This window comes from Candidatus Merdisoma sp. JLR.KK011 (assembly GCF_036941125.1).
In the GTDB taxonomy this organism is placed as follows: Bacteria; Bacillota; Clostridia; order Lachnospirales; family Lachnospiraceae; genus Laedolimicola.
This window is the reverse complement of sequence record NZ_JAYWSZ010000004.1, coordinates 498,450-512,850: the sequence shown is the minus strand read 5'-3', so window position 1 is coordinate 512,850 and position 14,401 is coordinate 498,450. Positions and strand designations below refer to the sequence as shown.

At 47.2% G+C, this 14,401-nt stretch carries 13 protein-coding genes; 12 read left to right on the top strand and 1 reads right to left on the bottom strand.

Going from position 1 to position 14,401, the window contains the following annotated elements; translation table 11 throughout:
* Positions 1–3: 3 nt before the first annotated feature.
* Entirely contained in the window at positions 4–534 is a 531-nt protein-coding gene (locus tag VV089_RS16275; RefSeq protein ID WP_334336618.1) for a VanZ family protein, read from the bottom strand.
* Between the two features lie 315 nt (positions 535–849).
* On the opposite strand from VV089_RS16275, the gene VV089_RS16270 reads away from it, so the two are divergent.
* The 12 genes from VV089_RS16270 (at position 850) to VV089_RS16215 (ending at position 14,395) form a co-directional block, all read left to right on the top strand.
* Entirely contained in the window at positions 850–2,145 is a 1,296-nt protein-coding gene (locus VV089_RS16270; RefSeq protein WP_334336617.1) for a M56 family metallopeptidase, read from the top strand.
* A gap of 78 nt (positions 2,146–2,223) precedes the next feature.
* Positions 2,224–2,592, top strand: coding sequence for a BlaI/MecI/CopY family transcriptional regulator (locus VV089_RS16265; protein WP_172543419.1), 369 nt, complete (start codon positions 2,224–2,226; stop codon positions 2,590–2,592).
* A gap of 927 nt (positions 2,593–3,519) precedes the next feature.
* Positions 3,520–3,978 carry a hypothetical protein gene (locus VV089_RS16260; RefSeq protein ID WP_172543418.1) on the top strand — a complete coding sequence of 153 codons (459 nt, stop codon included), beginning with the start codon at positions 3,520–3,522 and terminating at the stop codon, positions 3,976–3,978.
* Between the two features lie 287 nt (positions 3,979–4,265).
* Positions 4,266–5,282: a UDP-glucose 4-epimerase GalE gene (gene galE / locus VV089_RS16255; RefSeq protein WP_334336616.1), complete on the top strand. Its 1,017-nt coding sequence runs from the start codon at positions 4,266–4,268 to the stop codon at positions 5,280–5,282.
* Between the two features lie 14 nt (positions 5,283–5,296).
* On the top strand, positions 5,297–6,823 hold the full coding sequence (locus tag VV089_RS16250) for an ArnT family glycosyltransferase (protein WP_334336615.1): 1,527 nt from the start codon (positions 5,297–5,299) through the stop codon (positions 6,821–6,823).
* Positions 6,824–6,905: 82 nt separating this feature from the next.
* Positions 6,906–8,360, top strand: coding sequence for a DUF1846 domain-containing protein (locus VV089_RS16245; RefSeq protein WP_172543415.1), 1,455 nt, complete (start codon positions 6,906–6,908; stop codon positions 8,358–8,360).
* 237 nt (positions 8,361–8,597) lie between these two features.
* The gene (rpmE, locus tag VV089_RS16240) at positions 8,598–8,801 is read left to right on the top strand and encodes a 50S ribosomal protein L31 (RefSeq protein ID WP_172543411.1); all 204 of its coding nucleotides are present in this window, start codon (positions 8,598–8,600) and stop codon (positions 8,799–8,801) included.
* 99 nt (positions 8,802–8,900) lie between these two features.
* Positions 8,901–10,088: a DUF1385 domain-containing protein gene (locus tag VV089_RS16235; protein ID WP_442891554.1), complete on the top strand. Its 1,188-nt coding sequence runs from the start codon at positions 8,901–8,903 to the stop codon at positions 10,086–10,088.
* Positions 10,085–10,927, top strand: coding sequence for a peptide chain release factor N(5)-glutamine methyltransferase (gene prmC, locus VV089_RS16230; RefSeq protein WP_334336614.1), 843 nt, complete (start codon positions 10,085–10,087; stop codon positions 10,925–10,927). Before VV089_RS16235 ends, prmC begins: the two co-directional genes overlap by 4 nt.
* Before the next feature lie 27 nt (positions 10,928–10,954).
* Positions 10,955–12,028 carry a peptide chain release factor 1 gene (prfA, locus tag VV089_RS16225; protein WP_334336613.1) on the top strand — a complete coding sequence of 358 codons (1,074 nt, stop codon included), beginning with the start codon at positions 10,955–10,957 and terminating at the stop codon, positions 12,026–12,028.
* Between the two features lie 9 nt (positions 12,029–12,037).
* Positions 12,038–13,027 carry an acyltransferase gene (locus VV089_RS16220; protein WP_334336612.1) on the top strand — a complete coding sequence of 330 codons (990 nt, stop codon included), beginning with the start codon at positions 12,038–12,040 and terminating at the stop codon, positions 13,025–13,027.
* A gap of 15 nt (positions 13,028–13,042) precedes the next feature.
* Entirely contained in the window at positions 13,043–14,395 is a 1,353-nt protein-coding gene (locus VV089_RS16215) for an MBOAT family O-acyltransferase (protein ID WP_334336611.1), read from the top strand.
* Positions 14,396–14,401: the final 6 nt, after the last annotated feature.

The following is a 14,401-nucleotide window of genomic DNA, read 5'->3' as shown; positions in this document are numbered from 1 at the left end:
TGTTCACCTTCCAATCTGCTTTTGCAGTTTCCTCTTTGGCTTCCGCTCCCGAAATACCGTTACCCTTCCGATAAAGCAGACAATCCGTACCAGGATCACCCCGGCTAGGATTCCGATGCTGTCGATCATCACGTCCCGCTTCGAAGGGCCTCGTCCGGCCACAAAGGACTGATGGTATTCATCCAGGCAGGCGCAGGCCACGCAGAAGCCGCCGGCAATGATGGTCAGGGCAATTCCGCGCAGACGGTACACGTACAGCGGAAATGAAACGCAGACAGCCAGAAGAAAATACTCCGTAATATGGGCCAGCTTGCGCACGTATGGGTGGAACATTTCCGTATAAAGATTCAGCTCCGCCGCACTCCATCCCGTTTCAAAGGATTCGCAGGTGATCTCCAGAAGCTTATGAGTGGCTCTCCAGCTTAAATTTCCGGAGACCTCGCCGGGCTGGGCGGAGAGCTGAAAAATCACATACAGCATAAACAAAGCAGGAAGAAAGGAAAAGGGCTTTAAAATAGGTTTTATATATCGCATAATGTAATCCTCTTTCTTATGTGGTTATAATTCCTGGAAAACTGGCGAAAATTGGTTTGATGCTTTTTTCAATGGATAAAGATTATCAATTTTCAAACACGCTTTAGCATAGCACAGACAGGGAGAAAAATCCAGTGAAGAAACCTTAAGGAAATATGAATGTAAAATGAATTACAGGAAATCCAAAGGGATCGCCTTTTGTAGGTATGTCCATTATCTTAAACAGGTTGACAATGGAAAAAGAAAAATGTATTATAAGTATAAAATACATATAAAGGAAGGGGGAGGAGAGCGATTGAGACAATAAGAAATAATATGCTGTTAATAATGTCCCTGTCGGGGAGCACCGCTTTCCTGCTATACGGTTTCGTGTGTCGGATACTGGGGAAACATATGACTTTAAAATGCAGATATTTCATTTTAAAGCTGACAGTCGTTTTCTTTTTATTTCCGTTTTCCTATTTTAAATATTATGCATTAGATTTTATAGGAAAGATAATTCCCCTTCCGAAAAAGAATCTAAACCAGATTTATGACACAAGAAACATGATTATTACAAATAAACGGTATACCCACATCGGAATCCGGATTCAATTGCTATGGTTCTATATGCTGTGTATGGCAGTTATATTTCTGTGTGTTGTGATTGTGTGTCTGGTGCACTGCCAGAAGTCCAGAAGATTATTGCTGTTGTATGAAAAGGAGCCTGTTCCGCCTAAGCTGAAAGTACAGTTTGATAAATTAAAAAGGGAATGGAATATTTCTGCAAATGTGGAATTGGTGTGTTCCCGGGAATGCAGGGAGCCTATGACAATTGGAATTCTCAGACCTAAGATTTTATTCCCTTGCACATGGAAGGAGAGCCTGGAGGATTCGTCCTGTGAGTTTATGCTGCAGCATGAACTCATACACGTCCGTCAGCAGGATTTGATAGTGGAATTACTGGGAGTGCTTGTCATTGCATTACATTGGTACAATCCGCTGAGTTACTTTTTGTATCGGGAACTTCTGGCAATAAGGGAGCTTTGCTGTGATGAGAAGATAGTTGGAGATGGCAGTGAAGAATTGCGCAGGGAATACAGCCGTCTGCTGATTGATGCAGCGGCGCATCAGCTGGAAAAAGAGGAAAGACTGGCGGTGCGCTTCCTGGGGCGTAATGAAAAAGTTTTGGAAAGGAGAATTTTAGAAATGAAGGAAAAGAGAAGATCCAAAGGGTATCTGACGGTTTTAGTTTCTGCTACTGTATTTCTGGCAGGCAGTATGACGGCGTTTGCTTATGAGAGGCCGCAGATTGCAAAGTCGCTGGAAGATACTTCGGAAATTGAAGGAGAGTATTTTTTCATAGAAGGAGTGCCGGAGATAGAACCCGTTTTATATGATTCTTTCTGGGTAAATGCAGATGGGAGTGTTGAAGAAATAATGGATGATGAGCTGGAAGAAAGGGCGGTCTGCAGTCATACATTTAAAGAAGGAACCTATGGAAAGCATAATAAAGACAGCAGTGGGGGGTGCACGGTTACTTATTGGAAAGCAAAAAAATGTATAAAATGTGGTTATATGGATTACGAATCGATTTTAAATAAGGTGAGCTATCAGAAATGCCCCCATTAAAAATAGTTTCTTCATTTGAAACATCTGGACAGAGCTATGGATTCTGTCCAGATACTTTCATTATAAGGAGTAATCAGAGTGAATAAAAATTTTGGCTTATCATATACAGAAAAAGAAATTATGGAATTATTATGGCAATCGGGGGAACCTTTATCGTTCCGTGAGATTTTGGATTATGCAAATGACACGTGGAAGAAAAATTGGAAAAAACAGACATTGAATACCTATCTGCTTAATATGCAGAAGGCTGGCTTGATCGGCTCTGAGAGGGGGAAGGTTTATCAAGTCTACTTCCCTCTTCTTACAAGGGAGGAGCATATTCATAACTGGACGAGGAAGATGGTGAAGGAAACCTTTGGAGGGTCAGTCTATAGCTTGGTAGCTGCTTTTACTGGGGGAGAAAGGCTGTCTGAGGAAGAGGCTGAGAAATTGAGAAAGCTGATTTAAAATATTTATTTAAATTGGAATAAATTTGTTGAAAATATTGACAAAAGTACCCAAATATATTATGTTTAAATAGTACATTTAATACAATTGCCGATGGCGTAAATCTCATTGAGATATGTGTAGAAAACGGAGAGAATGAGTTTGGTTCTGAGATTATTTCCGATACATTGGAGATAATGCCACGTTTTCCGGTTTATCGTGAGGAGACGGTAGATCTGACATTTCAAGGTTGGATCACTCCGCCATCGACATACAATTTCAATGTTTATAATAAAGAGCTTAAGACGCAGATGAGCGGAACCTTGTATCTCCAAGTATATGATCAGAGATATCAAAATTTGCAAAAGATAACATTTGCGGTTTACAAGGGGACAGTATCAGGAAATATTTAATTAAGAATTTGATATAGTTATAGCGAAAGGTGGTTGAGTTAAATGGACACAAAACGTATGAACTTTGTTTATTTTTTGTCGGACTGCATTATTATGGGATTGTGTTATATATTAACTTGGTATATTGTTCGTAAATATTTTTTTGTATATGTATGGACAGTCGAAACAGGAAATTCCTTTCGCATTTTCTATCTGATCTCGTTAGGCTTGATTCCCATATATTTATGCGTACATGCATTGTACCGTTTTTATCATTCAAGTGCTGTTAAGAACAATTGGAATGGACTGCTTACTATCTGCAAAGCAAACTTTATAAGTGTCTTCCTTTTTGGAGCTATTCTTTATCTGGGAGGCCGGAACACCTACGTGTATATGTTTCCGAAGAGTTTTAATATTTGCTTTTATTTTATAAGCATTTTAATGGTTGTAATTGAAAGAAATGTCTTTTTGATATTAGAGAAGAAGATGCAGTGGTGAATAAGGAAGTGATTCCAATGGAGAATAAAAAATATAAGTGACAGGGGAGCGGATATGAATGTTTAAAAAAGAAAGAAGATCATGGATAATCTTGATTTGCGTAATCATGGTTCCGGTTTTTTGTTTTGTTATAGCGCCTCTTCTGATTTACGGTATTGGACATTTTTGGTCTTCAACGGAAAAAGTATATGAAGTTAACTGGAATATTACTTTGCCGGATGATATGGATTTACTGGATGACAGAAAAACGGAATCATTTCGCGGGGACGGGGTAAGGCATACGGTTTATTCCGTTCACGGTAAGGAGGATTATTTTCAGGACTTTAGGACAAGCGGCAGTGCCGAAATCGAAAAAGTATGTTTCGATGTGCTTGCAGATTTACAGGTAGAAGAACCTTATATTCCGGATTTTAAGATGGGATATGTATGGAAAAAATATACAAAATACAGTGATTTCTTAATTGTTCTATACATTCCGGATAAGAGTGAGCTTCATCTGTTTCAGCAATTTATTTGAAGCGAAAACGCAGGAAGATAGAGAAAAAGAACAAAAACGAAGGATAAAGCAAAATATAATAATGATAGAACCGCTGGCTCATGCCAGCGTTTTTTGCTGCCCAAGCCGCCTTGTCCCGAAGCCGGTTTTTGGGGAGGTTCCACAACAAGCAAATTAAACTATAAAAAGCAGAAATTCACCCCCAACTCCCTTGCGTCTCCCCAAAAACCATGCTATATTTAGAAAGGAATTTCAAACAGAGCAGATTCGCATTTTAAACGGGAGCAAGCAGAAGGAGGAAAAGGTTTATGTCAATTTTAGTGACAGGCGGCGCGGGCTTTATCGGAAGCCACACCTGCGTAGAGCTTTTGGAAGCGGGCTATGAGGTAGTAGTAGTAGACAATCTGTACAATGCCAGCAGAAAATCCATGGATCGGGTAGAACAGATCACAGGAAAGAAACCCACATTCTATGAAGCAGACATCCTGGACAGGGAAGCGCTGAATCAGATTTTTGAAAAAGAAAAGATAGATTCCGTCATTCATTTTGCAGGACTGAAGGCTGTAGGCGAGTCCGTGGCAAAGCCAATCGAATATTACTATAACAATATTGCAGGAACCTTGGTGCTCTGCGATGTAATGCGCAAGCACAATGTAAAAAATATCGTATTCAGTTCCTCCGCTACTGTGTATGGAGATCCGGCCTTTATCCCCATTACCGAGGAATGCCCCAAAGGGAAGATCACCAATCCCTACGGCCAGACCAAGGGCATGCTTGAGCAGGTGCTCGAGGATATCCATGTATCCGATCCCCAGTGGAACGTGATCCTGCTTAGGTACTTCAATCCCATCGGCGCCCACAAGAGCGGCCTTATCGGAGAGGATCCCAAGGGCATCCCCAACAATCTGGTTCCCTACGTGGCACAGGTGGCCATTGGAAAGCTGGAATGCCTCGGAGTATTCGGCGACGACTATGACACGCCCGACGGAACCGGTGTCCGGGATTATATCCATGTAGTTGATTTGGCAAAGGGGCATGTAGCGGCCATCAAGAAGCTGGAAGAGAAAAAAGGCGTGCTCATCTATAATCTGGGAACCGGAAAGGGCTACAGCGTGCTGGATGTGGTTCATGCCTTTGAAAAAGCCTGCAAAAAGGAGATTCCTTATGCAGTGAAGCCCCGCCGCCCCGGCGATATCGCTGCCTGCTATGCAGATCCGGCAAAGGCAAAGGCAGAGCTTGGCTGGGAGGCTGAGAACGGAATCGAGGAGATGTGCGCCGATTCCTGGAGATGGCAGTCTATGAATCCGAACGGATATGAGGAATAGAAAGAGCATTTAAAATGAAAAAGAGGCTTATAGCTTTCGGGCAGGAGTTTGCCCTGGAAGGGCTTACGCTGGCTGTGATTGTGGCGTTATTCTGGACCTTTATGAAAAAAGGAATTCTGAATGACCGGGATCTCATTCAGCCGGTTCTGTGGCATTTGATGATACTGATAGGAATAGGCGTTCTGATTCTGGCCTTTTGTAAGCGTTTGTCTTACAAAGGGCTGGTTTCTGTTATCCTTTTGGCGGGCCTGGTGATGCGGATCGGATTCGTGCTCTACAAGCCTTCTTACACGGCTTACCACGATCTGGGCGAGATTACCACCGTAGGCTATTATGGACATGCCTCTTACATATTGAAAATATTTGAGACAGGAGCCCTTCCCCTGGAAAATAAAGGGCAGTATTATCATCCGCCGCTGTTTCATATTCTGGCGGCCTGCGCTATGAAGGTGACGGGGAAAGTGCTCCGCATTACGGATGAAGTCTATTTGTTTGAAAGCGCTAAGATTATTTCCTGCGCAGCCACCTGCTTTACCTTTTTGACAGCCAGAAAGATATTAAAGGAGCTGGAACTGGGAAAAACTGCGTTTGTAACCGCGCTTTCTATCTGTGCGTTTCTGCCCATCCACTATATGCTTGGAGGATGGGTGAATAACGATGCGCTGGTTACGTTTTTTATGACATGGATCATTTTGTATACCATTCGGTGGTTTAAAAATCCCGGTTACGCCAACATTGTTTTCCTGGCGCTGGGATTCGGCTTCGGAATTTTTTCCAAGATTTCCTGCGCGCTTTTTGCAGCCTTTACCGGGAGCTTTATGCTCGTAAAGCTTGTGCTGGCCGTAAGGGGCGGAACGTGGAAACCGCTGATTGGACAGTTTGCGGTGTTTGCCTTGATTGCCATGCCCATCGGTCTTTATTATCCCATCCGGAATTATCTGATGTTCGGACAGGGACTGAATTTTGTGTTAAGGCCGGGAGATAATGTCTACTGCGGCGAACATGGATTTGTGGAGCGTTTTGTGCTCTTTCCAGTTTCCAGGCTGCTGTCTCCCGTTTATCTCAATCCCTTTGAAGAGTATAATTTGAATTTTTATCTTGTGAAATCAGCAGTGGTGGGAGAATTTGAATACCACCATGTGGAGGAATGGCCGGCTGCAGTGCTGGTTGTCTGCAATCTGATTTTAGTGGTTCAGTCGGTGTTTTCTGCTGCTGCGGTCTGTGTACAGGGCTTTAAAGAGAAGGCGGTTACAAGCTCCGTGAGGGCGCAGTTTCTCTTCCTGGGACTTCCAGGTCTGTGGCTCTGGATTTATGTGAATCATCTGATTCTGAATGTCCGCCTGCCTTACGGCTGTACCATGGACTTTCGGTATATTGTGCCTACGTCCCTTTTGGGGGCCGTATATCTGGGGCTTTATGTGGAAAAATGTCTGACAGAGCCTACGGTATTCCGGCGGATATTTGCTGGGATCGGCATGGCAGCCATACTTTTTCTGACAGCAGCAGGAATGTATATGTTCTCGAATATGTTTAAATTCTGATATAGAAAATAGACCGGCAGCCAGGTGCAGGGCGTCCGTACCTGGCACAGTGCCGTAGAATACAATAAGGGGAAAGCAGAATATGAAAAAAGGATTTGACAACGAAAAATATCTGAAAATGCAGTCCCAGCATATCCGGGAGCGGATTGGGCAGTTTGACAATAAGCTGTACCTGGAGTTTGGCGGAAAGCTTTATGACGATCATCACGCTTCCAGGGTACTTCCGGGCTTTGAGCCGGACAGCAAGCTTCGGATGCTGATGCAGCTGAAGGAGCAGGTGGAGATTGTCATTGTTATCAGCGCCGAGGATATTGAAAAAAATAAGATCCGCGGGGATCTGGGAATCACTTATGATTCCGATCTGCTGCGTCTGAAGAGTATTTTCGAGTCCAAGGATCTCTATGTGGGAAGTGTATGCATTACCCATTTTGCGGGTCAGTACAGCGCCCAGATGTTCCAGAGCCGTCTGGAGAAGATGGGAATCCGGGTGTACCGCCACTATATGATTCCCGGTTATCCCAATAACGTCCCGGTGATTGTAAGCGAAGAGGGGTATGGACACAACGAGTATATTGAAACCTCGCATCCGCTGGTAGTAGTGACAGCGCCTGGCCCGGGAAGCGGAAAAATGGCCACCTGCCTTTCCCAGCTTTACCATGAGCATAGACGGGGAATCCGCGCGGGATATGCCAAGTTTGAGACCTTCCCCATATGGAATCTGCCCTTAAGCCATCCGGTCAATCTGGCTTATGAGGCGGCGACGGCGGATCTGAATGATGTGAATATGATCGATCCCTACCATCTGGATGCCTATGGGGAAACAACGGTGAATTATAACCGGGATGTGGAGATTTTCCCGGTGCTTAAGGCCATCTTTGAGCGCATCTACGGGGAATGCCCTTACCAGTCGCCTACGGATATGGGCGTCAATATGGTAGGAAACTGCATCATAGATGATGAGGCATGCCGTGAGGCCTCCGGACAGGAGATCATCCGCCGGTATTACCAGACCCTGGTGAACATTGCAAGGGGAAAGGCGGCGGAGGAGGAGGCCTATAAGATTGAGCTTCTGATGAATAAGGTGGGAGTGACAGTCCAGGATCGGAAGGCGGTTCCGGCAGCCCAGAAGCGCGCTGAAGAGACGGGGCACACGGCGGCAGCTATGGAACTGACGGATGGACGCGTGATTACCGGGAAGACCAGCGAGCTGCTTGGAGCCTGCTCTGCACTGCTGGTCAACGCTTTAAAGGAGCTGGCCGGGATTAACCATAAGGTGCTGCTCATTACCCCGAATGTAATCCGTCCCATACAGAAGCTGAAGGTAGAATACCTGGGAAGCAAGAACCCCCGTCTTCATATGGAGGAGGTTCTTATCGCCCTCTCTGCCAGCTCCGAGAGCAATGAACTGGCGGATCTGGCTCTGCGTCAGCTGCCGCGCCTTCGGGGAAGCCAGGTACATACCTCCCGGATGCTCAGCGCAGCGGATGAGAAGACATTTCAGAGGCTTGGGATTCTGCTCACCTCGGAGCCCAGATAAGCGCCGGGCTTTGAAAATGAACCGTATTTAAAAGGGTGAGGAAGAGGAATTTGAAAAAGAAAAAATACTTGAAATCTCCGGCTTTTTATGCTACACTGTATAAGCTGTCTATATTGGAAGCAAACTGCAGGGACTTGCAGGGATAGCCCAGGGAAACTTGCTGTGGAAGCATCGGAGCAGCATTGACTGGGAATAGAAGGATAGAAGTTCACAAATTAAAATGAAGAGGTGACAATCATGAAGGAAGGAATCCATCCGGAGTATTACCAGGCAACCGTAACCTGTAACTGCGGCAACACATTCGTAACAGGTTCTACAAAGAAAGACATCCATGTTGAAATTTGTTCCAAGTGCCATTCGTTCTACACAGGACAGCAGAAGGCTGCTGCAGCCCGCGGACGTATTGACAAGTTCAATCGTAAATATGGCATCAACAAATAAGAAGGTGTAAGTCAGGGTTGAGGTTGGAAAATCTCACCCTGTTTTACTATGCGGCAATGGGTAAGGCGCCGGCCAAAGGCGGCGTCACGGAGGAGAAACATGAAGAAAGCGTGCAAATCTTCGGGAATCGGAGGGCAGGCCGTTCTGGAAGGCATTATGATGAAGAACCAGGAAGTCTATTCCATCGGCGTGCGCAGACCAGACGGAGAGATTGAAGTTCATTTAAGTACCCATGAGGGGATTGGAAATAAAAAGCTGAAGAAGATACCGCTCATCCGGGGTGTCATCAATTTTGTGGATTCTTTGGTGCTGGGAATGAAATGCCTTACATTTTCCGCCAGCTTTTATGACGAGGAGGAGGCCAAGCCCTCAAAGGCAGACATGGCGCTTCAGAAGATCTTTAAGGACAGGGCGGAAAAGATTGTCATGGGTGTTACCGTGGCATTTTCCATTGTAATGGCAGTGGCTATTTTTATGGTGCTGCCCTACTATCTGGCAGATATTTTCCGCCGCTATATTGTCTCGGATACGGTGCTGGCAGTGGTGGAGGGAGGTATCCGGCTCCTTCTGTTTATCAGCTATGTGCTTCTGATTTCTTTAATGAGAGATATCCAGAGAGTATTCCAGTACCATGGAGCAGAGCACAAATGCATCAATTGTATTGAGAATGGATTGGAGCTGAAGGTAGAGAATGTGCGCAGAAGCTCCAAGCATCACAAGCGCTGCGGAACCAGCTTTATGCTGATTGTAATGGTGATCAGTATTATTTTCTTTATCTTTATCCGGGTAGAATCGCCGATTCTCAGGGTTGTGTACCGTGTGGCTCTGGTTCCGGTGATTGCGGGAGTATCCTACGAATTTATCCGCCTGGCCGGCAATACGGACAATCTGATTATCCGCATCTTAAGCCTTCCCGGTATGTGGCTGCAGTCTCTGACCACCAAGGAACCGGATGATGATATGATTGAGGTTGCCATCGCGGCGGTGGAAGCCGTTTTTGACTGGAGAGTTTACCAGGGAAGGGCGGAAGAAGAGCCCATAGAGGCGCTCGCCGAGTCTTTGGAGGAAGAAGCAGCGCCTGCGGCAGAACAGCCGGAAACAGAGGCGGAAGAACAGCCGGAAGCAGCGCCGGATAGAACGGCAGAGGAGACGGCGGAAGAAATAGAGCTTGAAGAAATCATGTCAGTGGAAGCTGCCGGGCTAGAAGGGCCGGAATACGAAGAGGAACAAGAAGAAGCGTCAGAGGGATTCCAGGATATCGAGGATATTCTGGAAGCGGAGCAGTGACACTTTCGGAGGCCTGTCTGTTTGGAGAAAAAAGGCTGGAGGAGGCAGGTGTACCGGAGGCCGGGCTGAACGCATGGCTCCTTCTGGAATATGCGAGCGGCTGCACCAGAAGCCGCTATTATGCATATCCACAGGAACAGCTTTCAGAGAAAGAGGAGAGAGAGTTTCGTAAGGCACTGGAACAGCGGGCCAGCCGCATTCCCTTACAGTATATCACAGGCACCCAGGAATTTATGGGACATTCCTTTCTGGTCAATGACCAGGTGTTGATTCCCCGCCAGGATACAGAGGTTCTGGTGGAGGAAGCCTTGAAATATCTGCAGCCGGGAATGTGTTTTCTGGATCTCTGCACCGGATCGGGCTGTATTTTGCTCAGCCTTCTGCTGGGGTGTCCAGGGGCCGCAGGAACCGGATCGGATATTTCGAAAGGAGCTTTGCAGACAGCGGCGAAGAACCGGGAGCGCCTGTTTCCCGAGGCTGTCCTGGTGGAGAGCGATTTATTCCATGGAATTGATGGTGTCTTTGATATGATTGTATCCAATCCGCCCTACATCAGAAGGGATGAGATTGGAAATCTGATGGAGGAGGTACGGCTGCACGAACCGGCGTCCGCACTGGACGGACACGAGGACGGCCTATACTTCTACCGGAGAATTGCGAAGGAAAGCCCTTCCCATCTGAGAGCAGGAGGACGGCTGTACCTGGAGATCGGATACGACCAGGGAATCACAGTCCCAGAGCTTTTGGAAGAGCGGGGATTCTGCGAGATAGAGGTAAAAAAAGATCTGGCCGGCCTAAACCGGGTAGTAACAGGAGTTTATCCTGGTACAGATGGGTGAATGCGGAACTAAAAATGGAGGAACAAAATGTTTGACAAGTTAGAAGATCTGCTGCTGCGGTTTGAAGATGTCTTAAATGAGCTGAACGAGCCTTCCGTGGTCAATGATCAGGCGCGCTTCCGGAAGCTGATGAAGGAGCAGAACGACCTGCAGCCGATAGTAGACGCCTACAGAGAGTATAAAAAATGCAAGGAGACCGTGGAAGAAAGTCTCCAGATGCTGGAAGAAGAAAATGACGAGGAAATGCGGGAGATGCTGAAGGAGGAATTAAGCGAAGCCAAGGAAAGTATTGCAAGGCTTGAGCATACGCTGAAAATTCTGCTTCTGCCCAAGGATCCCAACGACGACAAGAACGTCATAGTGGAGATCCGGGCCGGCGCCGGCGGCGACGAGGCCGCTTTGTTTGCGGCGGAGATTTACCGGATGTATGTGCACTATGCCGAGAGCCGCCGCTGGAAGGTGGAAGTGATGGAGGCGGACGAGATCGGCATCGGCGGAATGAAGAGCGTAACCTTCCAGATCAACGGACAGGGCGCTTATTCCGTTATGAAGTACGAATCCGGCGTCCACCGGGTACAGCGTGTGCCTGAGACAGAGTCCGGCGGACGGATTCACACCTCTACCATTACGGTGGCAGTGATGCCGGAGGCGGAAGAGGTGGATGTGCAGATAGACGACAAGGATATCCGGATTGATGTTATGCGGGCTTCGGGAAATGGAGGTCAGTGTGTAAATACTACGGATTCCGCCGTGCGCCTGACCCACTATCCTTCCGGAATCGTGGTATACAGCCAGACAGAGAAATCCCAGCTCCAGAATAAAGCCAAGGCGTTTGCACTTCTTCGGGCAAAGCTCTATGACATTGAGTGCCAGAAGGCCCATGACGCAGAGGCGGAGGCCAGAAGAAGCCAGATTGGAACCGGAGACCGCTCCGAGAAGATAAGAACCTACAATTTCCCACAGGGGCGCGTGACGGATCACCGGATTGGTTTAACTCTCTACAAACTGGACAAAATAATGAATGGGGATATCCAGGAAATCATAGATTCGTGCATTTCGGCAGATCAGGCAGCAAAGCTTTTGCGGATGAATGAAGAGTAGGAGACTTCTATGGCAGATATGCGAAGCCAAAATATAGACGCATTAAAAGGAACTGCCATTCTCATTGTAATGGCCGGGCATGTATTGACCTGGAATCATATGGAAGACGGTTATATCTATGATGTGATCAAGGTCATACAGATGCCTCTGTTCATTATGGTCAGCGGCTACCTGTGCGGAATCGGACGCCGGGTGTCGGATCTTACCCAATATTGGCGGATTTTAAAAAGACGCGCCGTTTCTTACCTGGTTCCGTTCTTTTTCTGGATTGTCCTGCTCCATCCCAGGCATCCGCTGTCCAGCATTTGGGAAACCCTGTTCTGCCTGGACAAAGGCCTGTGGTTTTTGATGACGCTGTTTCTTCTGAACCTGATGACTTACACGGCCCAGCTGGCGGGAGCGAAGGCGGCTCATCATAGAAAGCTGGTATTCTGGGGTGTGTATCTTTTCCTGGCGGCGTTTGTTGCAGCGGAAACGCTGCTGGGCTGGGAATTCTTAAGTCCGGGGCTTACAAGGCTGTACCTGCCCTTTTATCTGACCGGGTATCTGGCCGGGGAGAACAGAGAAGTGCTTGCGGACATACCGAAGCAATGGAGGGCAGTCTTTTGCGGACTCTTTGCAGCAGGGCTTATTTACCTGGCGTCTGCCTTTGATCTTTTGGATGTGGGAACCCTGATGCTTCTGGGGAGACAGCTTCTGGCCTCCTTCCTTGGCTGCGGCGCCGTGATCTGCCTGATAACCTTCTGCCGTGACGGGAGGGTCAAGGGCTTTCTGGCATGGCTTGGCAATTATACCCTTGAGATTTATGTGCTGCATTTTCATTTTGCCACGCTGCTGAACCGGGGGGAGACATACAATCTCTATAGCCTGGAGGGCTTTCTCTTTGCAGCTGCTTCCTTTGGAGTTATGAGCCTGGTTACGGCAGTTATCATTGTCATTACGAAGAAAATTCCGGCGCTGGATTTCCTCTTGTATGGAAAGCCTGGCCGGCCTGTATAAATTCCGGAGGATGAGATGGGATTTACATCACTAGCCTTTTTGGTATTTTTTCCAGCTGTTTTTCTTATATATCTGCTGATTCCGCGCCGGGCCAGGGCAGTATGGCTTCTGGCGGCCAGCTATGCTTTTTGCATCAGCTTTGGCGCGGAATATGCCCTTGCGCTTTTTTTGTCTACCCTTGCAACGTATTTTCTGGGAATCTTCATAGAGAGCCGGAAGGAGACGCAGATAAAGAAGCTGTGTATAGCAGCGGCCGTTTTTCTGCACGTTCTTTTTCTGGCCTTTTTTAAATATAATCGCCTTCAGATCCTGCTCCCTGTAGGAATCTCTTTTTATACCTTCCAGGCCATCGGCTATCTGGCGGATGTGTACCGGGGAATGGCGGCTGAGCGCAATATGGTGGATTTTGCCCTGTTCCAGGCCTTTTTTCCAAAGCTTGTGCAGGGCCCCATTGAGCGATCCGACAGCCTCCTGGAACAGATCCGAAGCTTAAGGCAGAGAGAGCTTTTTGATATGCAGCGTATCCGGGAAGGAACGGTTCTTATTTTGTGGGGGCTGTTTCAGAAGCTGATGATTGCAGACCGGATCGCCATTCCCGTCAATGCGGTTTACCGGCAGTTCGGCGCTTTCGGCGGCGTGGAGATTCTGCTGGTGACGGTATTGTATGCCTTTCAGATCTACTGTGATTTTGCAGGCTACACAGACATTGCAAGGGGTGCGGCCCGGATTCTCGGCATAGAGCTTAAGAAGAACTTTATGCGTCCCTATCTGGCGGATTCCGTACAGGACTTCTGGCGGCGGTGGCATATTTCCTTAAGCAGCTGGCTTCGGGATTATCTCTATATTCCCTTGGGAGGCAGCCGGAAGGGAAAGCTTCGGAAATACGCCAATATTATGATAACCTTTCTCATCAGCGGTATCTGGCATGGAACAGGCTTTCATTTTCTGGCCTGGGGAGGACTTCACGGTCTGGGGCAGATATTTGACATAAAGAACATAAAGCTTCCCAGGTGGCTGAAACGGGTGCTGGTGTTCTGCTTTGCAGACCTGGCCTGGATGGTATTCCGGGCAAATTCCCTGGGGGATGTAAAGGGAATGCTGCTGATTCTCTTTACGGATTTCCGGCTTCGGGACTATAAGGGAATGGAGCTTGCAGTGTTTGAGTGGGTGCTGGTGCTTGCCGGGATTTTGCTGGTGATGGCCAAGGACATTCTGGAGGAAAAGGGCGTGTGCATCCGGGAGTGCCTGTTTCGTCAGGCCTGGCTTGTGCGCTGTCTGATTTATACGGCTATGGCTGTGGGGATCGTGATCTTCGGGGTCTATGGGGCGGCTTATGACACCAGTCAGTTTTTGTACACCAAGTTTTGACAGTTA

Excerpts from the sequence above, each read along its gene's own strand:
- VV089_RS16275 (WP_334336618.1), bottom strand. The coding sequence starts at position 534 with ATGCGATATATAAAACCTATTTTAAAGCCCTTTTCCTTTCTTCCTGCT.
- VV089_RS16270 (WP_334336617.1), top strand. The coding sequence starts at position 850 with ATGCTGTTAATAATGTCCCTGTCGGGGAGCACCGCTTTCCTGCTATAC.
- VV089_RS16260 (WP_172543418.1), top strand. The coding sequence starts at position 3,520 with ATGTTTAAAAAAGAAAGAAGATCATGGATAATCTTGATTTGCGTAATC.
- galE (WP_334336616.1), top strand. The coding sequence starts at position 4,266 with ATGTCAATTTTAGTGACAGGCGGCGCGGGCTTTATCGGAAGCCACACC.
- VV089_RS16250 (WP_334336615.1), top strand. The coding sequence starts at position 5,297 with ATGAAAAAGAGGCTTATAGCTTTCGGGCAGGAGTTTGCCCTGGAAGGG.
- VV089_RS16245 (WP_172543415.1), top strand. The coding sequence starts at position 6,906 with ATGAAAAAAGGATTTGACAACGAAAAATATCTGAAAATGCAGTCCCAG.
- rpmE (WP_172543411.1), top strand. The coding sequence starts at position 8,598 with ATGAAGGAAGGAATCCATCCGGAGTATTACCAGGCAACCGTAACCTGT.
- VV089_RS16235 (WP_442891554.1), top strand. The coding sequence starts at position 8,901 with ATGAAGAAAGCGTGCAAATCTTCGGGAATCGGAGGGCAGGCCGTTCTG.
- prfA (WP_334336613.1), top strand. The coding sequence starts at position 10,955 with ATGTTTGACAAGTTAGAAGATCTGCTGCTGCGGTTTGAAGATGTCTTA.
- VV089_RS16220 (WP_334336612.1), top strand. The coding sequence starts at position 12,038 with ATGGCAGATATGCGAAGCCAAAATATAGACGCATTAAAAGGAACTGCC.
- VV089_RS16215 (WP_334336611.1), top strand. The coding sequence starts at position 13,043 with ATGGGATTTACATCACTAGCCTTTTTGGTATTTTTTCCAGCTGTTTTT.